Origin of the sequence: Comamonas denitrificans (genome assembly GCF_042654745.1) — a bacterium.
In the GTDB taxonomy this organism is placed as follows: Bacteria; Pseudomonadota; Gammaproteobacteria; order Burkholderiales; family Burkholderiaceae_C; genus Comamonas; species Comamonas denitrificans.
Genome location: NZ_JBHSEY010000044.1, coordinates 23,913 through 48,836 on the forward strand (window position 1 = coordinate 23,913; position 24,924 = coordinate 48,836).

Annotated in this window: 20 protein-coding genes, 1 pseudogene and 1 CRISPR repeat array; of the genes and pseudogenes, 13 read left to right on the forward strand and 8 right to left on the reverse strand. The window is 59.7% G+C overall.

The window, feature by feature from the left end; genetic code table 11:
* Nucleotides 1-3: 3 nt before the first annotated feature.
* The 12 genes from ACFO24_RS08825 to cas2 all read left to right on the forward strand — a co-directional run bounded on the left by ACFO24_RS08825 (nucleotide 4) and on the right by cas2 (nucleotide 9,210).
* On the forward strand, nucleotides 4-216 hold the full coding sequence (locus tag ACFO24_RS08825) for a DUF2281 domain-containing protein (RefSeq protein ID WP_377738000.1): 213 nt from the start codon (nucleotides 4-6) through the stop codon (nucleotides 214-216).
* The gene (locus ACFO24_RS08830) at nucleotides 206-544 is read left to right on the forward strand and encodes a type II toxin-antitoxin system PemK/MazF family toxin (protein WP_377738001.1); all 339 of its coding nucleotides are present in this window, start codon (nucleotides 206-208) and stop codon (nucleotides 542-544) included. Before ACFO24_RS08825 ends, ACFO24_RS08830 begins: the two co-directional genes overlap by 11 nt.
* A complete protein-coding gene (gene csm4 / locus ACFO24_RS08835) occupies nucleotides 545-1,531 on the forward strand; it encodes a type III-A CRISPR-associated RAMP protein Csm4 (protein WP_377738002.1) in 987 nt (328 codons plus the stop codon). It abuts the gene before it with no gap.
* Entirely contained in the window at nucleotides 1,528-3,231 is a 1,704-nt protein-coding gene (locus ACFO24_RS08840) for an RAMP superfamily CRISPR-associated protein (RefSeq protein ID WP_377738004.1), read from the forward strand. Before csm4 ends, ACFO24_RS08840 begins: the two co-directional genes overlap by 4 nt.
* The gene (gene cas6, locus ACFO24_RS08845; protein WP_377738005.1) at nucleotides 3,228-4,253 is read left to right on the forward strand and encodes a CRISPR system precrRNA processing endoribonuclease RAMP protein Cas6; all 1,026 of its coding nucleotides are present in this window, start codon (nucleotides 3,228-3,230) and stop codon (nucleotides 4,251-4,253) included. The genes ACFO24_RS08840 and cas6 overlap by 4 nt, the downstream gene beginning before the upstream one ends.
* 56 nt (nucleotides 4,254-4,309) lie before the next feature.
* Complete coding sequence (gene csx16 / locus ACFO24_RS08850) at nucleotides 4,310-4,618, forward strand: CRISPR-associated protein Csx16 (RefSeq protein WP_377738007.1); 309 nt, start codon at nucleotides 4,310-4,312, stop codon at nucleotides 4,616-4,618.
* Nucleotides 4,615-5,766 (forward strand): Card1-like endonuclease domain-containing protein, encoded by a 1,152-nt coding sequence (locus tag ACFO24_RS08855; protein ID WP_377738008.1) that lies wholly within the window; start codon nucleotides 4,615-4,617, stop codon nucleotides 5,764-5,766. The genes csx16 and ACFO24_RS08855 overlap by 4 nt, the downstream gene beginning before the upstream one ends.
* Entirely contained in the window at nucleotides 5,763-6,869 is a 1,107-nt protein-coding gene (gene csm6, locus ACFO24_RS08860; RefSeq protein WP_377738009.1) for a CRISPR-associated ring nuclease Csm6, read from the forward strand. The genes ACFO24_RS08855 and csm6 overlap by 4 nt, the downstream gene beginning before the upstream one ends.
* A gap of 196 nt (nucleotides 6,870-7,065) precedes the next feature.
* Entirely contained in the window at nucleotides 7,066-7,500 is a 435-nt protein-coding gene (locus ACFO24_RS08865; RefSeq protein WP_377738011.1) for a hypothetical protein, read from the forward strand.
* A 15-nt stretch (nucleotides 7,501-7,515) separates the two neighbouring features.
* On the forward strand, nucleotides 7,516-7,794 hold the full coding sequence (locus ACFO24_RS08870) for a CRISPR-associated endonuclease Cas2 (RefSeq protein WP_377738012.1): 279 nt from the start codon (nucleotides 7,516-7,518) through the stop codon (nucleotides 7,792-7,794).
* Between the two features lie 17 nt (nucleotides 7,795-7,811).
* Nucleotides 7,812-8,813 carry a CRISPR-associated endonuclease Cas1 gene (gene cas1, locus ACFO24_RS08875; protein WP_377738013.1) on the forward strand — a complete coding sequence of 334 codons (1,002 nt, stop codon included), beginning with the start codon at nucleotides 7,812-7,814 and terminating at the stop codon, nucleotides 8,811-8,813.
* A gap of 55 nt (nucleotides 8,814-8,868) precedes the next feature.
* Nucleotides 8,869-9,210 (forward strand): CRISPR-associated endonuclease Cas2, encoded by a 342-nt coding sequence (gene cas2 / locus ACFO24_RS08880; protein WP_377738014.1) that lies wholly within the window; start codon nucleotides 8,869-8,871, stop codon nucleotides 9,208-9,210.
* 165 nt (nucleotides 9,211-9,375) lie between these two features.
* A CRISPR array of direct repeats spans nucleotides 9,376-11,697; the repeat unit is 36 nt; unit sequence GTTTCAAGCTTGCCCTGATTTCAAAGGGATTAAGAC.
* 164 nt (nucleotides 11,698-11,861) lie between these two features.
* Here the strand turns inward: cas2 and murI are convergent.
* From murI to ACFO24_RS08900, 4 genes are all read right to left on the reverse strand, one after another.
* A complete protein-coding gene (gene murI / locus ACFO24_RS08885) occupies nucleotides 11,862-12,716 on the reverse strand; it encodes a glutamate racemase (protein ID WP_377738015.1) in 855 nt (284 codons plus the stop codon).
* A 343-nt stretch (nucleotides 12,717-13,059) separates the two neighbouring features.
* Entirely contained in the window at nucleotides 13,060-13,482 is a 423-nt protein-coding gene (locus ACFO24_RS08890) for a c-type cytochrome (protein ID WP_377738016.1), read from the reverse strand.
* 566 nt (nucleotides 13,483-14,048) lie between these two features.
* Nucleotides 14,049-14,363: a helix-turn-helix domain-containing protein gene (locus ACFO24_RS08895; RefSeq protein WP_377738017.1), complete on the reverse strand. Its 315-nt coding sequence runs from the start codon at nucleotides 14,361-14,363 to the stop codon at nucleotides 14,049-14,051.
* Nucleotides 14,364-14,550: 187 nt separating this feature from the next.
* A complete protein-coding gene (locus ACFO24_RS08900; RefSeq protein ID WP_377738018.1) occupies nucleotides 14,551-16,110 on the reverse strand; it encodes a fumarate hydratase in 1,560 nt (519 codons plus the stop codon).
* A gap of 196 nt (nucleotides 16,111-16,306) precedes the next feature.
* Here ACFO24_RS08900 and fumC point away from each other — a divergent pair, with 196 nt between their 5' ends.
* A complete protein-coding gene (fumC, locus tag ACFO24_RS08905; protein WP_377738019.1) occupies nucleotides 16,307-17,698 on the forward strand; it encodes a class II fumarate hydratase in 1,392 nt (463 codons plus the stop codon).
* 52 nt (nucleotides 17,699-17,750) lie between these two features.
* Here the strand turns inward: fumC and ACFO24_RS08910 are convergent.
* The 4 genes and pseudogenes from ACFO24_RS08910 to carA all read right to left on the reverse strand — a co-directional run bounded on the left by ACFO24_RS08910 (nucleotide 17,751) and on the right by carA (nucleotide 24,797).
* Nucleotides 17,751-19,373 (reverse strand): annotated as a pseudogene (locus ACFO24_RS08910) (amidohydrolase).
* A gap of 381 nt (nucleotides 19,374-19,754) precedes the next feature.
* Nucleotides 19,755-20,231, reverse strand: a complete 477-nt coding sequence (gene greA, locus ACFO24_RS08915; RefSeq protein ID WP_377738020.1) for a transcription elongation factor GreA — start codon at nucleotides 20,229-20,231, stop codon at nucleotides 19,755-19,757.
* 142 nt (nucleotides 20,232-20,373) lie between these two features.
* Nucleotides 20,374-23,622, reverse strand: a complete 3,249-nt coding sequence (gene carB, locus ACFO24_RS08920) for a carbamoyl-phosphate synthase large subunit (RefSeq protein WP_377738021.1) — start codon at nucleotides 23,620-23,622, stop codon at nucleotides 20,374-20,376.
* The gene (gene carA / locus ACFO24_RS08925) at nucleotides 23,622-24,797 is read right to left on the reverse strand and encodes a glutamine-hydrolyzing carbamoyl-phosphate synthase small subunit (RefSeq protein ID WP_377738022.1); all 1,176 of its coding nucleotides are present in this window, start codon (nucleotides 24,795-24,797) and stop codon (nucleotides 23,622-23,624) included. The genes carB and carA overlap by 1 nt, the downstream gene beginning before the upstream one ends.
* Nucleotides 24,798-24,924: the final 127 nt, after the last annotated feature.

The window sequence follows — 24,924 nt, forward strand, 5'->3', positions numbered from 1 at the left end:
GCCATGAACCACGCCGCCTTAAGCCAAAGAATTTTTGACACCGTGCAGCAGCTGCCTACCGCCTTGCAGCAAGAAGTGCTGGACTTTGCGGCGTTTCTGGCCCAGCGCGTCCAGGCATCTGCACAACAGGAATGGCACGACCTGCAGGCTGCGCAAACCACCGCGTTGCACGACGTATGGGACAACCCCGAAGACGAGGTGTGGAATGACGCTTGAACCCGGCAGCGTGGCCCTGGTGCCGTTTCCTTTCAGCGATTTGAGTGCCTCTAAAAAGCGCCCAGTTTTGCTGCTAACCGCCGCCGACGCACGCGGCGACTTTATCGCCATGGCATTGACATCCAAGGCGCAGAACCATCATGCCATCGCGCTACCCGCAGGCCCCTTGCCGCAAGGCGGCGCCCTGCCCGTAGCCAGCTGGATACGCACCGACAAAGTCATCACCCTGCGCAGCACCATCGTCACCAAAACCCTGGGCCGTGTGGACGAAGCCACGCGCCAGGCCTGTGTGGCGCAACTGTGCAGCCAACTACACCAAGGAGGTTGAATGCAAACCTACCGCCTCACCCTGCAACCCCTGTCCGCTTTGGGCACGCCTCTGGCGGGAGATACGCTGTTTGGCCAGCTGTGCTGGACGCTACGCCACCAGCTGGGCAACGACGCCCTGACCACCCTACTGGAGGGCTACACCCAAGGCCAGCCCTTTGCCGTGGTGTCCGATGCGCTGCCGCAGGGCCACCTGCCCTTGCCCAGCCTGCCCAGCAGCGCCTGGCAGGCCGAGGCGGGCAGCGACCGCAAGGTTTTAAAGAAAAAACGCTGGTTGCCCTTATCCAGCTTGCGCGAGCAGCTACCAAAATGGCAGCAATTGGCCCAGGCCGACAGCGCCCTGGGTGCCACCCTGGAACGTGCCCAGCCGCACAACAGCATCAACCGCCAGACCGGCACCACCGGCACCGGCATGTTTGCCCCGTACACCATGGGCCAGACGTGGCTAGCGCCGGGCAGCCAGTTCGATGTGTACGTGGCCCTCGATAGCGCACGCCTGTCGGTGGCGCAACTGCAGGCCGCTTTGGCGTACATCGGCCAGCACGGCTATGGGCGCGATGCCAGCATTGGCCTGGGCAAATTTGCGTTGGTGGGCGAGGCCACACCCGTCACCTGGGAGCTGCCCAGCCAAGGCACGCCCAACGCCTGGCTCACGCTGGCCCCCTGCGCGCCGCAAGGGCTGGGTTTTTGCCCGGTGCGCAGCCACTGGCACAGCGTGACGCGCTTTGGCCGCCATGGCGATGTGGCCGTGCAAAGCGGCACCCCCTTCAAGCGCCCGGTGCTGCTGGCCAAAACGGGCAGCGTGTTCTGGCCCGAGCAGCTGGATGCGCGCCGCGCCTTTATCGGCCAGGGCCTGGGCGGCACGGCGGCACCGGTGTCGCTCACCCTGCCCGAGACGGTGCAGCAAGGTTATGCCCCCGTGGTGCCGATTCATATTCCTGAAACTCCTGAAACCATAGCTGCCAGCGCAGTACTGGAGAGCATATGAGCCCGTTTTTAACCACCCACCGGCTGCACCTGACGCCGCTGTCGCCCATCCACATTGGCTGCGGCGAAGACTTTGAGCCGACCAACTACGTCATTGATGATGGCTTGCTCTACGGCTTTGACCCCAGCCGAGCTGCCCTGAACGACTTGCAGCGCAAGCAACTCACCGACGTGGCGCGGCGCGGCTCGCTGGCTGGCATTCAGCGCTTTTTTCGCGACCATGCTGCCGCCTTCAAACCCCATGCGTATGTAGTCATGCCGGTGTGTGCTGGAGTGGAAGAGAAATATAAAGAAACGATTGGGAAAGCCGCCAACATTGAAGCCAGCGGCAAACCCGTTTTCAATAAGCAGGAAATCGAACGCCACGTGTACACCGGCGCGCTGCAACAGCCCTTTATCCCCGGCACCAGCTTCAAGGGCGCCTTGCGCACGGCATGGCTGGATGATTTGAATGCCGAACAGCGCCCTCAAGAAAACACCAGCAGAAGCACCACCGCCATGGAAAAGCGCCTGCTGGGCGGCGACTTCCAAACCAGCCCGCTGCGCCTGCTCAAAGTGGCCGACCTCATGCCCACGCGCGAGCCCGAGCGCGAAGTGCTGTTTGCCGTCAATCGCAAAAAGCGCGAAGTCTTGGGGCGCGATGGCCAGCCCCTGCAGCCCAAAGGCATTGCCGCGCGCAAAGACTGCGTGCTGCACGGCCAGTACCGCCTGTTTGTGGCCGATGTCACCCTGCCCGCACTGCTGCAGCACGTGGGCGCCAGCGACAACAAAGGCAAGCCCGCCACGCCCCAGGCGCAGCAGCTCAACGCCCACGGGGCCGTGGATATGCGCAAGCTGGCGCGGCAATCCAACGCCTACCACCTGCAGCGCTTGCGCCGTGAACTGGCCGTGCTAGACGGGCGCGGCCTGGTGCATCCCACCTGGAAAAACAGCATCAACCTGTTGTTGCTGGCTCAAGGCACCCTCGGCAAAAAACTGTCGACGGGCGATGCCTTCCTGGTGCGCATTGGCCGCTACGGCAGCGCCGACAGCAAAACCCTGACCGGCGAAGGCGTGGCCAGCATCAAGATCATGGGCGGCAAAGGTCAACCCCCCACGTTTGAGAGCACCACCAAAACCGTCTGGCTGGCTGCGCAAACCGAAGGCGACCAAAAACACCTCATCCCCTTTGGCTGGGCCGTGGTCGAAATCGACCCCCAGGGCGACTGCCCCGAGCTGCAAGCCTGGTGCCAGCAGCAAGCCCAGGGCCGCCCCAGCATGGCTGCGATGCGCGCCCAACTGGCGCAGCAGCGCACACAGGCCGAAGCCGAGAAAACCCGCCTGCACGCGCAGGCCCAAGCCAAAGCCGCCGCGCAAGAGGCCGAGCGCCAAGCCCTGGAGCAGCGCGCCCAGGCCTTGAGCACACTCTCCCCCCAGGGGCAAGAAATAGAAAAACTGCGCCAAGCCTGTGCCGACTGGGCCGCCAAGCTACCGCCCCACGGCAACTTCAAAAAGCAACCTGCCGATGCCAACAAGCCCGGCCTGTACCAAGATGCGCTGCGCCTGGTCAAAACCGCCCTAGAAAGCGCCAACTGGAGCGCAGCCGAGCGGCTGGCACTGGCTGAGATGCTGCCCACTGCCCTGGCCCCAGTGATCGAGCGCTGGGACGCCAAAGAGCAGCGCAGAAAGCTGCAACTGGCCCAACTCAAGGGCAGTGCATGAGCATGCAAGCGCCTACACAGCACCAGCACGACGGCCACCCCCTGCCCATAGCGCGCTACCGCTTCAGCGCGCGTGCGCTGGATGCCGTGCAGCTGCCGCATTACGCCGGATCGCTGCTGCGCGGGCAGTTTGGCGCGGCACTGCGCCATCTTGCCTGCATGACGCGCCAGCCCAGCTGCACCGACTGCCCGCTGCGCAGCACCTGCCCCTACACGCGTATTTTTGAAGCCGCTGCGCCCGAGCAACACCAGCTACAGCGCTTTTCCGCCATCCCCAACGCCTATGTAGTGGAGCCGCCGCCACCCGCCTTGAACAGCATGGCGCATGCCAACGACCGTTGGCTCCCAGCAGGGCAAAAACTGGTGTTTCACCTGGTGTTGATCGGCTATGCCTTGGAGCAATTGCCCCTAGTCATCGTCGCCTGGCAACGCGCACTGGCGCGTGGCTTGACCAAGAGCCGCAGTCGGCTGGAGCTAGAGCAAGTGCAATGGCAAGATTCAGAGGGGCAGTTGATCCCGGTGTGGACAGCGACCAAAGCGCACATCCAACCCCACGCTGCCAGTCTGCATATTCCCCCTCTACCCAAAGCGACCCAGGCACTGCAATTGCACATCCACACCCCACTGCGCCTGCAACACCAAGGCCATGCCCTGCCACCGAGCAAGCTCACGCCACGCACCCTCATCAGCCACCTAGCGCGCCGAGCTGCGCTGATGCTCGAATTTCACGCCAACCAAACCCATTGGGGCACCCAAGTGCCCGCTGCCGTGGCACTGGCCGAACAAGTGGGCGATGAGCGCCAATTGCGCTGGTTTGACTGGACGCGCTACAGCAGCCGCCAGCAGCAGGAAATGGCGCTGGGTGGTGTGGTCGGCCAATGGCACCTGCACACCAACGCCGACACATTGGAGCAGCTGTGGCCGTGGCTATGGCTGGGCCAATGGCTGCACGTCGGCAAAAACGCCAGTTTTGGCTTAGGCGGCTATCGTTTGCAGGGGCTGAGCACCGATGCCCACGCCTAGCTTTGGCAAGCTTGCGACAGCCCCCACCAAGCTGGTGCCCCTTACCATCACGGGCAATGACCACCTACTTTGTCTCGCGCCACCCCGGCGCACTGCTTTGGATGCAACACCATGGCCCCGCCTTTGATCAGCACGTAGCGCACCTGGACACCACCCAGGTGCAGCCGGGCGACTGCGTAATTGGCACCTTGCCCGTAAACCTGGCCGCGCAGGTGTGCGCCCGCCAGGCCACCTACCTGCATCTAAGCCTGGACATCCCCGCGCAAGCGCGTGGCCAAGAACTCAGCGCCGAGCAACTGCAAACGCTGGGGGCCACCCTGCAACAATTCCACGTTCAATCCCATAAAGTGAGACCTGCACCATGACCACCTTGCACCTGTGCATTGCCACCGGCCAAAACGCCGCCAACTTCATCCCCTTAAAACAGCTCCAGGCCCAAGAAATTTGGATTCTGGAAACCCCCGAAATGCAAAAGCAGCAAAGCGCCAAGGCACTGAGCATGGCGCTCAAATCGGCACTGCCCGAGGCGCAGCTGCGCACCTTGGCATTTGATGACAGCACACCTGCCAACATGCAAGCTGCAGCGCTGCAGCTGGCCTGTGACCAGCTCGATGGCCGCGATGTCGTATTTCACGCCACCGGTGGCACCAAGCTCATCGTGCTGGCCATTCACCAGCAACTGCTCAACCTGGCCAGCGGCCAAGGCCGCTACCGCCTGCTCTACGCCGACACTTTTCAGCAAACACTCAGCTGGCTGGATGACACCCCGCGCCAAGAAGCCATGCAAGACGTGCTCACCCGCGACGAACAACTCTTGCTGCGCGGCTACCGCACAACCAACGACACCCGCCCAGCGCAAATTCAGCAGCGCGCCGCTGAACGCGCCAAAGTCACGCGCTTCATGGGCGAAAAATCAGCCCAACTCAAAGGCTTTCTGAGCACGCTGAACTACCACGCCAACCAAGCGGCCGATGGCAAAAGCCTGACCCGTGACATGGACTACCTGCCACGCGCCAGCACAGCCGCTGGCAAGCTGTTGGATTTAGCCCAAGAGCACGGCCTGCTGACCATGGACGAGGCCTACAGTTCCATCACCTTCACCAACCAAGAAGCAGCCAAATACCTCGGTGGCGGCTGGGTCGAGGAATACGTCTTCCTCAAATTCACCGGCACCCTTGCCCCCACCCAATACACCCTGGGCGCACAAATTACGCACAGCGTCAGCAAAACCAGCAACGAAATCGACGGCATCGCCGTGGCCAACAACCGCGCCCTGATCATCGAGTGCAAAGCCAAAAAGCAAGACCAGGCACAAGACGCTATTTACAAATTGGGCCAACTCGTCAAACAAGTCGGTGGCCTGATGGCGCGGGGCCTGTACGTCAGCGCCAAACCCGTCAGCGACACCGACCGCGCCCGCGCCCGCGAATACGGCGTCGATATCCTTGCTGGCGATGAACTGGCCACCCTCAGCGACTACCTGCGCCGTTGGAAAGACAGCGAGCAAGCATGATGACCTTCCCCCGCCGCATCCTCTTGGCCGCCACCGGCCTGTTTCCGCAAATCGTCACTGAAACGCTGTACGCCCTGGCAGTGCAACCCGGTGCGGCAGGGCAGGCATTTTTGCCTACAGAAATCCACCTGATCACCACCGCTGAAGGCGCACGCCTGGCACGCACAGCCCTGCTGCACCCCGATGGCGGGCAATTCCACGCCCTGCTGGCCAACTACCCCCAACTAGGGCACCCCGTGTTTGACGATGCCCACATCCACCAAATACACAACGCCCAGGGCCAGCCCCTGCCCGACATCCGCACCCCGGAAGAAAACGCCTGCGCTGCCGACGCCATCACCACACTGATGGCCCAACTGACCCACGACCCCCAAGCCGCGCTGCATGTGTCGATTGCCGGGGGCCGCAAAACCATGGGTTTTTATCTGGGCTACGCCTTCTCGCTCTTTGCCCGGCCGCAGGACGAACTCTCGCACGTACTGGTCTCCAGCCCCTTTGAAAGCCACCCAGAGTTCTTCTTCCCCCCCGCCACCCCCCGGCGGCTGGCCACGCGCGACGGCCAACACATCGACACTGCAGATGCCACCATCACCCTGGCCCGCATCCCCGTCGTGCGGCTGCGCCACGGCCAGCCCCAGGCACTGCTGGACGGGCACGCCAGCTTCAACCAAACCGTTGCCACCATCCAAAAAAGCCTAGAACCGCCACACCTGCACATCGACCTGCGCAGCAAACAAGCCCTTTGCGGCGGCACACCCGTGCCACTGCCACCGGCACTGCTGGCCTGGCTGGCCTGGTGGGCACACCAAACCCTGCACCAGCGCGGCCCGCAAAGCTGGCGCAGCGCCAATGCCCAAGAATTTTTAGCCCTGTACCGCAGCGTTGTAGGCATCGATGCCGAAGCCTACGAAAAAGCCGCCCTGCGCCTGCAAGAAGGCATGGAGAAAGAGTTTTTCGAACAAAACAACTCCAAACTCGAACGCGCCCTAAAGGCCGCACTGGGCCTGGCCGCCACCCCCTACCTGCTGGCCACCAGCGGCAAACGCCCCCACACCCAGCGCAGCCTCAGCCTGCCGGCAACCGCCATCACCTGCCACACCTAGCCCCAGCCGCCCCCACCCGCCGCCGCCCCACCCGCGATAGCTGCAAACGCTGCCCCACAGCGACTGCAGCTATTTTTTTTACCCCACGGGGGCCAGCGCAGCCACCGCCCTGAACGGCAAGCTTGCCATAGCACCCTGGCAGCGCCCTGAACAGCACACTGGCAGCCATCCCAACCACACCTGAAAAGGAAACAACATGAAAAAAACCACCGCCGCCATTTTGGCTTGCACCCTGGCAATCAGCGCCTGCTCAACCTCCTCGAAAAAAATCAGCGCCACCTACATCACCCCCACCCAGTACCACAACTACGACTGCGATCAACTGGCCAGCGAAACCCAACGCCTGCATCCACGCATCACCCAACTGGGCGCACGCCTGGACGAAGCGGCCAGCAACGATGCTGCCCTCATGGGCGTTGGCATGATTTTGTTCTGGCCCGCCCTGTTCGCCCTGGGCGGCACCAAAGAACAAGAAGCCGAATACGGCCGCCTCAAAGGCGAATACGAAGCCATCCAGCAAGCGGCCATCGCCAAAAAATGCACCCTGCCCACCCTGCCCCCGGTCCAAGCCGCCAACACCGCCGCCGCCCAGGCCACGCCTGACGGCAGCCCACAAGGCACCACCCCCTAACCCTTTACACCCCCCATGGCCCGCACCCTCTACCTCATTGCATACGACGTTTGCCACCCCAAGCGCCTGGCCAAAGTAGGGCGCTACTTTCACAGCTACCGCGTCGCGGGCCAAAAAAGCGTGCCAGAAATCTGGGTCACTGGCACCGAACTCCAACGCATCCAGCACGACCTGGAAAACCTGCTCAACCCCCACGAAGACCGCCTGCACATCATCGCCCTGGACCCCCGGCAACAACGCCACTGCCTAGGCCAGGCCCAAACCTTTAACACCCCATTTTTCAGCGTCGTTTAAGACAGACAGCCCCGCCCATGACCAGCCTCTACGTCGATCGCCGCGATGTCCTGCTCAAACACGATGCCGGAGCCATCGTCTTCTACGAAAACGGCCAGCGCAGCGCCACCGTCCCCCTGGCCCCACTCACGCGCCTGATCCTGCGCGGCAAAGTCACCCTAGAGGCCGGCCTGCTCGGCCAACTGGGCCAGCGCGGCGTTGGCGTACTGTTTTTATCCGGGCGCAATGGCGACCCCCACCTGCTGCTAGGCCCTGGGCACAACGACATCCAGCGCCGCGTCGTCCAAGTGCGCCTCAGCCTGGACAGCCACTTTTGCCTCAGCTACGCCAACGCACTGGTGCAAGAAAAAATCCAAACGCAAATCAACAGCCTGGACGAACTGCGCCAGCACTACCCCCAGGCCCGCCTGCCCCTCACCCAAGCCCTGCGCCAACTGCAAGAACAAACCCAGCGCCTACCCCAAGCGCCCAACCTAGACAGCCTGCGCGGCATGGAAGGGGCCGCCGCTGCCGCCTACTTTGCCGGCCTGCGGGCCGTAGTCCCCGCCAGCCTGCACTTTCAAGAACGCAACCGCCGCCCCCCGCGCGACCCCTTTAACGCCCTGCTCTCGCTCACCTACACCCTCGTCACCGCCGAAGTGGCCATGGCCCTGCACATCGCCGGCTACGACCCCTGCATTGGCTACTACCACCAAATCAGCCACAGCCGCCAATCCCTGGCCTGCGACCTCATGGAACCCCTGCGCCCCCTGGCCGACCGCCTGTGCCTGCGCATGGTCGCCCAGCAAACCCTGCGGGCCGAACACTTCACCCACACCAACACCGGCGGGGCCTGCCTACTGGGCAAAGCCGGGCGCGTGCGCTACTACCAAGCGTATGAAGAAAACGCCCGCCCCCTGCGCCGCGCCATCAGCGCCCAAGTCAAAGCACTGGCCCAGCGCATCAACCCCGAGCTACCCCAGCCAGCCACAAATTTAAAAGCGCCTACCGCTGACGAATCCTATGCTTTAGATGATTAAGTATTAAAAAACGCCTATTCACAAGCGGCTAATGCTCCTAGAAAAGAGGTTTTTCATGTCCGAATACATCATCTGCTACGACATCACCAACCCCCGGCGGCTAGGGCGCATTCACCGCACCTTGAAGCAATACGCCGTGCCGCTGCAGTACTCAGTGTTTTTATTTACCGGCAGCGCGGCCCAACTAGCGCAATGCCTGGCCCGCCTGCAGGCCATCATGGACGAGCACAGCGACGACATCCGCGCCTACCCCCTGCCCCAGCGCGGCCTGCGCTTTACCCTGGGGCCCAGCAAACTGCCCGCAGGCGTTACCCTGGGCGGCGTGGCCAGCCACTGGCAAAACACCGAAGACTGCAGCGCTGAAAATGAAGATGCAGAAAATGAAGACGATGATTAATTTCACCCCCACCACGCCGTTAGAATCGGCCTCGCTTGAAACATTGAAACTGACTGAGAAAAAACTGCTTGTACCCAAGCCCCCAAAAGACATCTTTTTGAAAATGAAAAAATCACTAACACCCCGTGCAAGTGCTTGTTTTCAAAAGTATTTTTTGCGCGAACGGTTTCAAGCTTGCCCTGATTTCAAAGGGATTAAGACAATTTCTTGGCTACTAAGCCAAGATACTCTACTGTTTCAAGCTTGCCCTGATTTCAAAGGGATTAAGACAGCCATGGCTCGGGAAACTTCCCGAACAGAGACGTTTCAAGCTTGCCCTGATTTCAAAGGGATTAAGACTGCTGATTACTCCTTAAATGTGAAAGCGCCCGCGTTTCAAGCTTGCCCTGATTTCAAAGGGATTAAGACTCGGTGCCGTCGCCTTTTTTCAGCGCGTCGAAGTTTCAAGCTTGCCCTGATTTCAAAGGGATTAAGACGTCTACACGTTTCTGATACAGACGTGAACGGAAGTTTCAAGCTTGCCCTGATTTCAAAGGGATTAAGACACTTCGGCGTGTTGCACCTTGTCGAGAATCAAGGGTTTCAAGCTTGCCCTGATTTCAAAGGGATTAAGACATCAGAATTGTTTTAGGCTTACGGCGGTACTCGTGTTTCAAGCTTGCCCTGATTTCAAAGGGATTAAGACGGCGCAGGCCGTGCAGACCGGCGTGCAGGCCGCGGTTTCAAGCTTGCCCTGATTTCAAAGGGATTAAGACTTTCCCGCTGCGGATTGGGTGGTAGAGGTGTTGCGTTTCAAGCTTGCCCTGATTTCAAAGGGATTAAGACCTTTGATAATGATTGTGTCATTGGTGTCGTCTGTTTCAAGCTTGCCCTGATTTCAAAGGGATTAAGACGATCGGTAGTCAGCATTACCCAGCCTTGGTGAAGTGTTTCAAGCTTGCCCTGATTTCAAAGGGATTAAGACCTTTTCTACGACGGCCAGCGTGGACGTTTTGTTTCAAGCTTGCCCTGATTTCAAAGGGATTAAGACGCCTCGATCAGAACTTCTTCCGCTGTGTACGGGTTTCAAGCTTGCCCTGATTTCAAAGGGATTAAGACTTGTCGTCCGCTAAAGTTGGCGTAGGCCACCCAGGTTTCAAGCTTGCCCTGATTTCAAAGGGATTAAGACGCCGCGCGGGTGGCCAATGTGTTATTGGTGGTGGGTTTCAAGCTTGCCCTGATTTCAAAGGGATTAAGACATACTAGAGACTATTGATCGGGCAGTTTGCTGACGTTTCAAGCTTGCCCTGATTTCAAAGGGATTAAGACATCCAAAGCATTTAACAAGGCGCTCTGCTTTTCCGTTTCAAGCTTGCCCTGATTTCAAAGGGATTAAGACATAAAAGTGTGAATGCATTCTTTGTGATACCGTTTCAAGCTTGCCCTGATTTCAAAGGGATTAAGACTTCGGGGCGCTGGAGACTATTCGCACGCTGACACCGTTTCAAGCTTGCCCTGATTTCAAAGGGATTAAGACTGGCTCTATTGTATGCGCATTAAATTGCGTGTTGTTTCAAGCTTGCCCTGATTTCAAAGGGATTAAGACCACGGGCTGGGTATCGGTTAGAGCACCGACCAGAGTTTCAAGCTTGCCCTGATTTCAAAGGGATTAAGACGCCCAACGTTTTGCACTATCAGCACCTAAATCCTGTTTCAAGCTTGCCCTGATTTCAAAGGGATTAAGACCCGTGAAGGTGGTCAAATTCCATGAAAAATTCTTGTTTCAAGCTTGCCCTGATTTCAAAGGGATTAAGACATGAACATGGAATTTCTCCTAGAAAATAGAAAGCGGTTTCAAGCTTGCCCTGATTTCAAAGGGATTAAGACTTGCCATTGACGGCGAGGGCTTGCAAGCCCTTTTGGTTTCAAGCTTGCCCTGATTTCAAAGGGATTAAGACAAGTTAGCTGCATTGACCTGAAGCTGGGTGATGTTTCAAGCTTGCCCTGATTTCAAAGGGATTAAGACAGCGCTCCTTCGGCATTGGCCAGCTTTTCTAGCGTTTCAAGCTTGCCCTGATTTCAAAGGGATTAAGACGATAACTGTAGCTTGTTTCTTCTCCAGTTTCGGTTTCAAGCTTGCCCTGATTTCAAAGGGATTAAGACAATGACCTGCAGGTCTTCGGTGAGGTGTTTGAGTTTCAAGCTTGCCCTGATTTCAAAGGGATTAAGACTAGATAATCCCTGCAACAATCAAGAGCGCTCCCAGTTTCAAGCTTGCCCTGATTTCAAAGGGATTAAGACAAATCGCGTGTTTTCAGCGGTAACTCGTGCCCCGTTTCAAGCTTGCCCTGATTTCAAAGGGATTAATACGGCTTTCGGCCTGCGCCTGGGGCGCGCTTGCGGGTTTCAAGCTTGCCCTGATTTCAAAGGGATTAAGACCTGGCGGATCCCGGCAGTTAACCAAGGCCCACAGTTTCAAGCTTGCCCTGATTTCAAAGGGATTAAGACTGTAGGGGCAGACCTGTGTGTCTGCCCTGGTGCCGGTTTCAAAATACCGCCCCCAACGGCATGGGGCAGCAAAGCCATAAATAAATGAATAAATAAATAAATGAATGACTGCCTGGCTCCCCATGCCTGCTGTGTTTGGGCATGGCCTACAGCAGGGGGCCGGGCTACACCAGCGCCTGCGCTACGCTGCAGCAGTTGGCAGGCAGGCCCAGCCAGCGCTGGGCGGCCGCTTGCAGTGCCGGTAGCTGGCCCGTGGTGAAAAGCTGCATGGCTGCGGTGGTGGTGGCTGGTGGTGGGGGGGCAAGCAGCTGGCTTTGCAGCAGCAGGCGCTGGGTTTGCTGGGCCACGGCTTTGCCGGTGTCCAGCAGGTGTACGTGCGGGCCGACCAGGCGCTGCAGCACGGGCCGGGCAAACACGTAATGGGTGCAGCCCAAAACCAGGGTGTCCATGTGCCCAGAATTTGGGCCAAATGGGCCTAAAACGCTTATGTAGCGTGCGCAGAGTGCTTCTATTTCTGCCAAGTTTCCGTCGGCTTGCCAGGTGCTGGCTTCAATGGCTTGGGCCAGGCCATCGCAGGCTTGCACGTGCCAATGCACTTGCTGGCCATGGGTGTGCAGCAGATTTTGAAAACGGCTGCTGCCCACCGTGCCGCGCGTGGCGATAACGCCGACGTGGCCGGTGCGGGTTTGCAGTGCGGCGGGTTTGATGGCCGGCTCCACCCCGACCAGGGGCAATTGGGGCCAAAGGGCACGCAGGTGGCCAATGGCGGCAGCGGTGGCGGTGTTGCAGGCCACCACCAATAATTTGATGGCGTGGTGCTTGAGCAGGTAGTCGGTGATTGCAGCGCAGCGCTGTTGCACAAAAGCATCACCACGCTCGCCGTAGGGGGCGTGGCCGCTGTCTGCGACGTAGATGCAGGGCTCGTGCGGCAATGCCGCGCGCAGGGCTTGCAAGACGCTCAGGCCGCCAATGCCGCTGTCAAAAATTCCAATGGGTGCCATGCCAGAGGCTGTTTGCATACTCAAAACGTCCAATTGCGAAGGGGTGAAGTATGCACCTTGGCGCGGCTGGCAAATGGGGGGAATGGGGAAATGAGGGGGGTGCCGAGGGGCCGGGCAGTGGTGGCTGCCGGCCCGTCTTAGAACGTGTTCATGATCTCGAATGAAGGTGTGGGGGATGCGGTTCGGGATGGGTTGCGAGGCGCAAACCACAGCAATAGCTTGGCTATTGCGAGGATTTGCAACGACGCAGACCGCCCGAAGCCGCGCCCGCACACCCATGAGGAGATCGTGAACACGTTCTTAGGGCACAGGGCGTAAAGCGGTTTTTGCAGCAGTTTTTGCAGCAGTTTTAGGGCTGGCTTTAGGGCAGTGCCGCAACGTAGGCAGCGACGGCTTTCATGTCGGCCTCGCTCATGCCCTGGACGATGCTTTCCATTTCGGGGTTGGAGCGAATGCCGTCCCTCTTCTTAAAGTGTTGGAGTGTGGCCAGCACATACCCTGGGTGTTGCCCAGCCAGGCGGGGCATGTGGGCGGTGCCCCGGGCATCAGCGCCGTGGCAGGCGACGCACACTTTGCCAAAGTACTGTTTGCCTTTTTCGACCAAGGCAGCGGGTTGAGTGGGCTGCGGCTCGACAGCTTGCGCGGCGTAATACAGGGACATGCCGGCGATTTCATCCACGCTCAGGGCTTTGAGCACGCCCTGCATAAAGGTATCGCGGCGGCGGCCGTCGATGTATTTGCGGGACTGCTCAATCAGGTAGTCCGGGTTTTGCCCGGCCAGCACGGGGATTTCTTCGGTATTGCTATGCCCTTTGTCGCCGTGACAGTTGGCGCAGACAGCGGCGACTTTGCGGCCCAGGATGAAGAGTTTTTTTCTAACTCCGGGTTGGCGCGTGCCGCTTGCATCCTGTCATGAATGGGGCCGGTGCCTACAGCAGGTGCCTGGGCATACGCGCAAGTGGCAATGAAAGTGGCCGACAGCGCTGCCACTGGCAGCCGAAAAAAACGAGACACCCGCAATTTCTGGTTCATGACAATGCTTTATCAAAACAAACCGAAAGATCATAGGGGCAAGCGCTGCGCATCCCACGCAATGCACGACCAAAATAGTCGCGCTTTCAAAAAAGAGGGATGAAAAAACCGCCCGAAGGCGGCAGTTAGTTGGCGGGAAATAAGGCGGCGCTGGCTTAGAACGTGTTCACGATCTCCTCATGGGTGTGCGGGCGCGGCTTCGGGCGGTCTGCGTCGTTGCAAATCCTCGCAATAGCCAAGCTATTGCTGTGGTTTGCGCCTCGCAATCCATCCCCAACCGCATCCCCCACACCTTCATTCGAGATCATGAACACGTTCTTAGACGGCTGCCAGACGCTTGACCGTGTCGGGATACTTTTCAACCAACCGCATGATGAGTGCGGCCTGGGCGTTGGGCTTGGCCCGGCCTTGCTCCCAGTTTTCCAGGGTACGAGGGTTGGTGCGCAGATAGCGGGCGAACACAGCGCGGGACAGCCCCAGGCGATCGCGCAGGGAAACGATTTCGGCTGCTTCGATTTTTACTTCAGGCCTGATCTGCACCTCATGGGTACGCAAAGTGCGCTTGCCGGTGCGCTGCTCTTTCAGGGCCTCAAAGCCTTCGGTCAGTTCTGCAAAGATGTCGCGTTTGGTCATTGTCGGGCCTCCAGTTCTGCCTTGAGCATGGTCTTGAGCGCAGCCTTTTGCTTGGGGCTCAAGCCGTCTAGTTCGTGTTTGTCGTAGAGGGTAAAGAGCCAGAATTGGTTCTTGCCATCCCACCGATTGCGTAGAGATTACAAAGAAAAAACCGCCCGAAGGCGGTTTTTCTGCGCAGGCCAGTGGTTTACGCGCTCTTGCGTTTTGTCACTGAAAACTCGCCGCTGGCAATGCGCTGCTGCCACTGGGCCGGGCCGGTGATGTGGGCGCTGGTGCCGCCGGCATCTACGGCCACGGTGACGGGCATATCGACCACGTCAAATTCGTAGATGGCTTCCATGCCTAAGTCTTCAAAGGCCAGCACTTTGGCGTGCTTGATGGCTTTGGATACCAAATAGGCTGCGCCGCCCACGGCCATGAGGTAGGCGCTTTGGTTGTCTTTGATGGCTTCGATGGCGACCGGGCCGCGTTCGGATTTGCCGATCATGGCAATCAGGCCGGTTTGCTCCAGCATCATGCGGGTGAATTTGTCCATGCGGGTGGCGGTGGTGGGGCCGGCGGGGCCCACCACTTCATCGCGCACGGGATCGACGGGGCCGACGTAGTAAATCACGCGGTTGGTGAAGTCCACGGGCAGCTTCTCGCCCTTGGCCAGCATGTCGTGAATGCGTTTGTGGGCAGCATCGCGGCCGGTGAGCATTTTGCCGTTCAAGAGCAGGGTTTGGCCGGGCTTCCAGCTGGCGACTTCTTCCTTGGTCAGGGTGTTCAGATCGACGCGCTTGCTGGTTTCGGTGTTGGGTGTCCATTCCACCTGGGGCCACAGATCGAGGCTGGGCGCTTCCAGGTAAACGGGGCCGCTGCCGTCCATCACAAAGTGGGCGTGGCGCGTGGCTGCGCAGTTGGGGATCATGGCCACGGGTTTGCTGGCCGCGTGCGTGGGGTAGAGCTTGATTTTTACGTCCAGCACGGTCGAGAGGCCGCCCAGGCCCTGTGCCCCAATGCCCAGGGCATTGACTTTTTCGTACAGCTCCAGGCGCAGCTCTTCGACCTGATCGAGTTTTTCGCCGCGTTCGGCCTTGGCTTGCAGCTCGTACATGTTCAGGTCTTCCATCAGGCTTTCTTTGGCCAGCAGCACGGCTTTTTCGGCTGTGCCGCCCACACCAATGCCCAGCATGCCCGGCGGACACCAGCCCGCGCCCATTTCAGGCACGGTTTTGAGCACCCAGTCCACCAGGTTGTCGCTGGGGTTCATCATGATGACTTTGGACTTGTTCTCGCTGCCGCCGCCTTTGGCCGCGACGGTCACGTCCAGCTTGTCGCCCGGGACGATTTGCACGTTGATGATGGCCGGGGTGTTGTCCTTGGTGTTTTTGCGGGCAAACAGCGGGTCGGCCACAACCGAGGCCCGCAAGGTGTTGTCTGGGTTCAGGTAGCCCCGGCGCACGCCTTCGTTGATGGCATCTTCCAGGCTTTGGTCAGCGGGGAAGCCTTCAAAGCGCACGTCCATGCCGATTTTCAGGAAGACGTTCACGATGCCGGTGTCCTGACAAATCGGGCGGTGGCCAAAGGCGGCCATTTTGGAGTTGGTCAAAATCTGCGCCATGGCATCTTTGGCGGCAGCGCTTTGCTCGCGCTCATAGGCACGGGCCAGGTGCTGGATGTAGTCGGCCGGGTGGTAGTAGCTGATGTATTGCAGGGAAGCTGCAACAGATTCAACCAAGTCTTGGTAGCGAATGGTGGTAGTCATCGTCTCTCTACGGTCAAAGAAAGCGCTGTGCGCGGGAGGGTATCCCGGGATTATCGGGCCAAGACCCCTACACCCAGCTGACCTGGGCAAGCTCTTATACAAGAGTGGCAAGAGTGGCGCATTGGCTATCGGCCCGTTTGCTGCCCCAGCGCCTGTTGGGCTAGCATGACCGCCATCACACACAAGGAGTTGCACGATGACCGACACCCGCATGGAATCCGACAGCTTTGGCCCCATCGCCGTCCCGGCGCAGCGCTTGTGGGGAGCGCAAACGCAGCGCTCGCTGATCCACTTTGCCATCAGCGGCGAAAAGCAGCCGCGCGAACTGCTGCACGCGCTGGCCCTGGTCAAACGCGCCAGCGCCACCGTCAATCACAAGCTGGGGCTGCTGGACGAGAAAAAAACCAAAGCCATCCTGGCCGCTGCCGATGAGGTGCTGGACGACAAGCACCCGGAAGAATTCCCCTTGGTGGTCTGGCAAACCGGCTCGGGCACACAAAGCAATATGAATATGAACGAGGTGCTGGCCAACCGCGCCAGCGAGTTGCTGGGCGGCCAGCGCGGCGAAGGCCGGCTGGTTCACCCCAACGATGATGTGAATAAAAGCCAATCAAGCAACGACGTGTTCCCCACCGCCATGCATGTGGCCGCCGTGGTCGCCTTGCAGCAGCGGCTGCTGCCCGCGCTGGAGCTGCTGCGCCAGACGCTGGCGGATAAATCCACCGCATTTGCCGACATCGTCAAAATTGGCCGCACCCACCTGCAAGATGCTACGCCGCTGACCCTGGGGCAGGAAATTTCTGGCTGGGTGGCCCAGCTCAGCCACGGCGCGGCCCATGTGCAAGCCGCCCTGCCCCACCTGAACGAGCTGGCCCTGGGCGGCACGGCCGTGGGCACCGGCCTGAACGCCCCCAAGGGCTACGCCGAAGCGGTGGCCAAAGAACTGGCCCGCCTGACCGGGGAAAACCTGGTCACCGCGCCGAACAAGTTTGAGGCCCTGGCCAGCTGCGATGCCCTGGTACACGCCCACGGCGCTTTAAAAACCTTGGCCGCCAGCCTGATGAAAATCGCCAACGATGTGCGCTGGCTGGCCAGCGGCCCGCGCAGCGGCATTGGCGAAATCCGCATTCCAGAAAACGAGCCCGGCTCGTCCATCATGCCCGGCAAGGTCAATCCCACCCAGTGCGAAGCGCTGACCATGGCCTGCGCCCAGGTGCTGGGCAACGACGTGGCCATCAACGTGGGCGGCTCCAGCGGCAACTTTGAGCTGAACGTTTTTCGGCCCATGGTGGCGCACAACTTTCTGCAAAGCGTGCGCCTGCTGGCCGATGGCATGCGCAGCTTCAACGACCACTGCGCCGTTGGCATTGAGCCCAACCGCGAGCGCATCGACGAACTGGTGGAGCGCTCCCTGATGCTGGTGACGGCGCTGAACCCGCACATCGGCTACGACAAGGCCGCCACCATCGCCAAGAAAGCCCACCAAGAAGGCAGCACCCTGCGCGCAGCCGCCATTGCCAGCGGGCACCTGACAGCCCAGCAGTTTGATGCCTGGGTGGTGGCGAAAAATATGGTGGGAAATTTGTAAACAGGTGACCGGTGACAGGTGGCGGCAGTGGGCACCGTAATGAGCGCCGTATTTAGGGTGCTTGGTAGATGATTTGCCCCTCTTTGAGCGTCTGGATGACACGAATGTCCTTGATCGCCATGGGATCAACGGTCAGCGGGTTGTTATCCAAAATCACCAGATCGGCCAATTTTCCAGGCTCTAGCGAGCCCTTGGTGGCCTGCTCACCATGCTGCTCGGCAGCCCACAGCGTCATGGCTTTGAGGCCCTCCAGCGCGGTGATGCGCTGGTCCGGGCCAATGGGCACGCCGTCCCGCGAAATCCGATTGACCGCAGACCACAGCATAAACATCTGGTCCAGCGGGGCAACCACCGCGTCCGTGTGGTTGGTCGGGCGCAAGCCCGCATCAATCGCATCGCGCATGGGACTGATGTACATGGCTTGCGCTTTGCCACGGTTGTTAATGTGCGCTTGGGCAAAGTAATAGGTGTGCAGTGTGTAAAAGGACGGGCGAATCTTGTACTGCACAAACTGCCCAATCTGGTCTTTGCGCGCGAACTGCGCGTGAATGGCCGTCACATTGCGCGGCTTGCCCAGATCGGGGGCGGCGGCAAATTCATGCGCTGCGAGCAGGGAATCAATCGCTGCATCGCCATTGACGTGAAAGAGCACTGGCACATTCAAGTCGTACACCTGCTTGAGCGCTTGGTTGATCACCGCCTGCGAAGCAATCAGCTGCCCCTTTCAATCCTTTTCGCCGCCCGGCCCGCCCGTGAGGTAGGGGGTGGTGAAGGCAGCGGTTCGCCCTTGCGGGGAGCCGTCAATGGTGATTTTGACCCCGCCAATTTTCACCCGCTGCTGGTACTGCCCCCAGCTGGCCACCGGAAACTGGGTGAGGGTATTTTGCAGATCGGTGATGAACGGGTAGGCAACCACATCAATGCTGTTGGCCCCGGCAGCGGCGGCGCGGTAAATGGTTTGCAACGCGCTCAGGTGCGTGGCCCCCTCTTGCGCTGTGGTGATGCCCGCTTGGGCGTACATCTGGTGCGCGGCCTTGGTGCCCTCAATCTCTTGCTGCGGTGTCAGCGGCGCGGCTTTTTCAAATATTGGCAAAAAAGCCGTTTCCATGATCAAACCGTAGGGCTCATTCGTCCCAGGCTTGCGCACGATGATGCCGCCGTCGGGGGTTTGGGTGTCCGCACCAATGCCGTAGAACTTTTGTGCCAAGGTGTTGAGCACCGTGCCGTGCATTGAGACGTGATCCACGCGCACCGGGTGGTTCGGGAAGGCACGATCGAGATCGTCGCGATTGAGCAAACGCCCCTGGGGCATCACCGTATCGTCATAGCCGTAGCCCATGATCATTTCACCAGGCGCAATCTTGCGCTCTAGGGCAAACCGTTGCAGCGCCGCAATGATGCTGGGGACATCTTGGCCCGGCCCTGCCGGTGGCGCGTACAACTTGGCCTGATGGGCCACCGAAAGCGCGTTGATGTAATGGCTGTGGGCATCAATAAAGCTGGGCATCAAGGTTTTTCCGCCAAGATTGACCACCTGGGTGTGGGCTGCCTGGTGGTTTTTTTCGATCTCGGCTTGTGGGCCAACTGCCAAAATTTTCCCATCCCGAATGGCCAGTGCCTGGGCGCTGGGCTGCGCATCGTTGAGGGTGACGATATCGCCACCCAGATAAATCACTTGCGCCGCGCCAGAGGGTAAAGCTGGCGCTAGTGCCAATGCGTGGGCTGCTGTGCCAGCGTATGGCAGCCAGCCAGTGCGGCAGCGGCCAAACAGCCAATCAGCACGCGGGGATGCATCAATCTCATGGGTGTCTCCTGGTATTAAATAAATGGCCCAAGCCATCGGGTCATCGTCTGCTCATCGTCTGGCAATCGGTCAGGGTACAGCAAAGTGACACCCATAAAGCCAAACACCCCAAGGCCAGGTTGCCCGGCTTTGGGGTGTTGCTAGGGTATAAAAGTATGAATTAAATAGCTTGTTCCGCTTGTTTAATAAAGAATTAAAGGCTTTTTCAATATAAAAGTCTTTAAATTAAAGCGCAAGCAGCTATCAAATTTATTAAATGTATTTCACCGACACAATTTCGTAGCTGCGCTCGCCGCCGGGGGCCATGACCACGGCCACATCGCCCTCTTCTTTGCCGATCAGGGCGCGGGCAATGGGGCTGGAGACGTTGATCAGGCCAAACTTCAAATCGGCCTCGTCCTCGCCGACGATTTGGTAGGTCACCGCGGTGCCGGTGTCTTCATCTTCCAGCTCAACCGTGGCACCAAACACAATGCGGCCACCGGCATCCAGGGCGGTGGGGTCGATGATCTGCGCGGCCGAGAGCTTGCCCTCCACCTCCATGATGCGGCCTTCGATAAAGCCTTGGCGGTCTTTGGCGGCCTCGTATTCGGCGTTTTCGCTCAAATCGCCTTGGGCACGGGCCTCGGCGATGGCGGCGATCACGGCGGGACGCTCCACGGTTTTCAAGCGCTGCAGTTCTTCTTTGAGCTTTTCAGCGCCACGCTTGGTAATGGGCAGGGTTGCCATAACGAGTTTCTCCACAAATTAAACGCACAAAAGCAAACCGCCGCGCAAACAATTGACGCGGCGGTTTTCTCAGGTATCGGCGGCTATTATGCCCCGTTTATCGCGTTTTTAGTGCGATGAATTGGCCCGGACGGGCTGGCTTTCAGGCCAGCAGGGCGTGCAGCTCTTGCACCGAAGTGACTTGCAGCGCACCGGCGCGCATGGCTTTCATGCCATCGACGGCGGCTTCGGCACCGAAGATGGTGGTGAAGGTGGTCACGCGCGCAGCCAAGGCGCTGGTGCGAATCGCCCGCGAGTCGGCAATGGCGTTGCGGCGGTCTTCCACGGTGTGGATGACCATGGCGATTTCGCCGTTCTTGATCATGTCCACCACGTGGGGGCGGCCTTCGGTCACTTTGTTCACCGCCTGCACCTGCAAACCGGCGGCCGCCAGCGCAGCGGCGGTGCCTTTGGTGGCCACCAGCTCAAAGCCCATGGCCACCAGGTCTTTGGCAACCTGCACAGCACGCGGCTTGTCAGCGTTTTTGATGGTCAAAAACACCTTGCCCTGGGTGGGCAGCTGCACGCCAGCGCCCAGCTGGCTTTTCACGAAGGCTTCGCCAAAGGTCTTGCCCACGCCCATGACTTCGCCGGTGGATTTCATCTCGGGGCCGAGGATGGTGTCCACACCAGGGAACTTGACGAACGGGAACACGGCCTCTTTCACGCTGAAGTACGGCGGGGTCACCTCTTTGGTCACGCCCTGGCTGGCCAGGGTTTGGCCGGCCATGCAGCGCGCGGCCACCTTGGCCAGCTGGATGCCCGTAGCCTTGGAGACAAACGGCACCGTGCGCGAGGCGCGGGGGTTGACTTCCAGCACGTAGATCACGTCGCCGCCCTCGGTTTCCTGGATGGCGAACTGCACGTTCATCAGGCCGACCACGTTCAGGCCTGCGGCCATGGCAGCGGTTTGGCGCTTGATCTCGGCCACGGTTTCGGCCTTGAGGTAGTACGGCGGCAGCGAGCAGGCCGAGTCACCGGAGTGCACGCCCGCTTGCTCAATGTGCTCCATCACGCCGCCGATGAACACCGCGCCAGTATGGTCACGCACGCAGTCCACATCGCACTCGATGGCGTTGGACAGGAAGTGGTCCAGCAGCACGGGCGAGTCGTTGGAGACCTTCACGGCTTCGCGCATGTAGCGCTCCAGATCGCGCTGCTCGTGCACGATTTCCATGGCACGGCCACCCAGCACGTAGCTAGGGCGCACCACCAGGGGGTAGCCCAGGGCTGCGGCTTTTTCCAGCGCTTCAGCCTCGGTGCGGGCGGTGGCGTTGGGCGGCTGGCGCAGGTTCAGATCGTGCAGCAGCTTTTGGAAGCGCTCGCGGTCTTCGGCGGCGTCGATCATGTCGGGCGTGGTGCCGATGATCTTCACACCTTCGCGCTCCAGGCCCAGGGCCAGCTTCAAAGGCGTTTGGCCGCCGTACTGCACGATCACACCTTCGGGCTGCTCCAGATCGACGATTTCCAGCACGTCTTCCAGCGTCAGCGGCTCGAAGTACAAGCGATCAGAGGTGTCGTAGTCGGTCGAGACGGTTTCGGGGTTGCAGTTGACCATGATGGTCTCGTAACCGTCTTCGCGCATCGCCAGCGCTGCATGCACGCAGCAGTAGTCAAACTCAATGCCTTGGCCGATACGGTTGGGGCCACCGCCCAGCACCATGATTTTTTTCTTGCTGGTAGGCGCTGCTTCGCACTCTTCGTCGTACGTCGAGTACATGTAAGCGGTGTTGGTGGCAAATTCGGCCGCGCAGGTGTCCACGCGCTTGTACACAGGGCGCACTTTCAGCGCACGGCGGGCTTCGCGCACGGCTTTTTCGGTGGTGTGCAGCAGCTTGGCCAGCCGACGGTCCGAGAAGCCTTTTTGTTTGAGCGTGCGCAGCGTGGCCGCGTCGATGCTGGCCAGGGCTTGTTCGCCTTTTTCGGCGTACAGCTTGTCCAGGTCGAGTTCGATCTTGACGATTTGCTCAATCTGCACCAAGAACCAACGGTCGATCTTGGTCAGGTCAAACACTTCATCGACCGACAGGCCCATGGCAAACGCATCACCCACGTACCAGATGCGCTCGGGGCCGGGCTCGCCCAGCTCTTTTTCCAGGGTTTCGCGGTCCTGGGTTTTTTCGTTCATGCCGTCCACGCCCACTTCCAGGCCACGCAGGGCTTTTTGGAAGGATTCTTGGAAGGTGCGGCCCATGGCCATCACTTCGCCCACCGACTTCATCTGGGTGGTCAGGCGGTCGTTGGCTGCGGGGAATTTTTCGAAGGCAAAACGTGGGATTTTGGTGACCACGTAGTCGATGCTGGGCTCAAACGAAGCGGGGGTTGCGCCGCCGGTAATTTCGTTTTTCAGCTCGTCCAGGGTGTAGCCCACCGCCAGCTTGGCCGCGACCTTGGCAATCGGGAAGCCCGTGGCCTTGGAAGCCAGTGCCGAGGAGCGGCTCACGCGCGGGTTCATCTCGATCACGATGACGCGGCCATCCTTGGGGTTGATGGCAAATTGCACGTTGGAGCCACCCGTGTCCACACCAATTTCGCGCAGCACGGCAATGCTGGCATCGCGCAGGATTTGGTACTCGCGGTCGGTCAGGGTCTGCGCCGGGGCCACGGTGATCGAGTCGCCGGTATGCACGCCCATGGGGTCGAGGTTTTCGATCGAGCAGATGATGATGCAGTTGTCCGCCTTGTCGCGCACCACTTCCATCTCAAACTCTTTCCAGCCCAGCAGCGATTCTTCAATCAGCAACTCGGTGGTGGGCGAGGCTTCCAGGCCGCGCTTGGCAATGGTTTCAAACTCTTCGGCGTTGTAGGCAATGCCGCCGCCGGTGCCGCCCAGGGTGAAGCTGGGGCGAATCACGGTGGGAAAGCCCACGCGCTTTTGCACTTCCCAGGCTTCGTCCATGCTGTGCGCAATGCCCGAACGGGCCGACTCCAGACCAATTTTGGTCATGGCATCTTTGAACTTCAGGCGGTCTTCGGCCTTGTCGATGGCCTCGGGCTTGGCACCAATCAGTTCCACACCGTATTTGTCCAATACGCCGTGGTGCCACAGATCCAGGGCGCAGTTCAGCGCCGTTTGTCCGCCCATGGTGGGCAGGATGGCATCCGGGCGCTCTTTGGCAATGATCTGTTCCACCGTCTGCCAAGTGATCGGCTCAATGTAGGTCACGTCCGCCGTGGCCGGGTCGGTCATGATGGTGGCGGGGTTGCTGTTGATCAGGATGACTTTGTAGCCTTCCTCGCGCAGGGCCTTGCAGGCCTGCACGCCGGAATAATCGAACTCGCACGCCTGGCCAATGATGATGGGGCCGGCGCCAATGATCAGAATACTTTTAAGGTCGGTGCGCTTGGGCATTATTTTTTCTCCTGGGTGGCTGCCATGGACGCAGTAAAGCGGTCAAACAAGTGGCCAATGTCGTTGGGGCCGGGTGCCGCTTCCGGGTGGCCCTGAAAGCTAAAGGCAGGCTTGTCCGTGCATTCCAAGCCTTGCAAGGTGCCATCAAACAAGCTGATGTGGGTAGCGCGGACATTGGCAGGCAAAGAGTCGGTGTCCACCGCAAAGCCGTGGTTCTGGCTGGTGATGCACACATGGCCGTTGGCCAGGGTTTTGACAGGGTGGTTGCCGCCGTGGTGGCCATGCGCCATCTTGAAGGTCTTGGCCCCCAGCGCCAGCGCCATGATTTGGTGCCCCAGGCAAATGCCAAACAAGGGAATGCCTTGCGCCAAGAAGGTCTGCACTGCCGCAATCGCGTAATCGCACGGCTGCGGATCGCCAGGGCCGTTGGAGAGGAAAATACCATCCGGATTGAGCGCCAGCACCTCGGCCGCAGGCGTTTGCGCTGGCACCACCGTCAGCTTGCAGCCGCGGCTGACCAGCATGCGCAAAATGTTGCGCTTGACACCAAAGTCATAGGCCACAACGTGAAAGCGCGGGTTTTCCAGCTGGCCAAAGCCCTGGCCCAGCTTCCATTCGGTCTGTTCCCAGACATAGGTTTCAGGGGTGCTGACCACCTTGGCCAGATCCAACCCCGCCATGCTGGGGGCGTTTTGCGCGGCAGCGATGGCGGCGGCGATGCGTTCGGGGGTGACCTGCTCACCGGCGGCCAAGCCCACAATGGCACCGTTTTGCGATCCTTTTTCACGCAGCACGCGCGTCAGCCGACGGGTGTCAATATTGGCAATGGCCACCGTGCCTTGGCTGGTCAAAAATTCAGACAAACTTTGCTCGGCACGGAAATTGCTGACGGTCAAGGGCAGATCGCGAATGACCAGTCCAGCGGCCTGCACTTTGGCAGATTCCATGTCTTGCGCATTGACGCCGTAGCTGCCAATGTGCGGATAGGTCAAAGTGACGATTTGCTGGCAATAGCTGGGGTCGGTGAGGATTTCTTGATAGCCGGTCATGGCGGTGTTAAACACCACTTCTCCGACGGTAGTCCCTGTGCTACCGATGGAGTTGCCAATAAAGACCGTGCCGTCTGCGAGCGCCAAGATGGCGGAAGGGAACGCTCCCTGAAGAGACAAAAGCACTGGGTTCTCCGAGTTGATTTCGGTTACGCCCAGCGTGTGCTTGACAACCTAGAGTTGTGCGGCAGCTTACAGCAGAAGTGGCCAAAAAACGACGCTAGGCGTAAAGTAGGTTAGCTGAAAGCCTCTC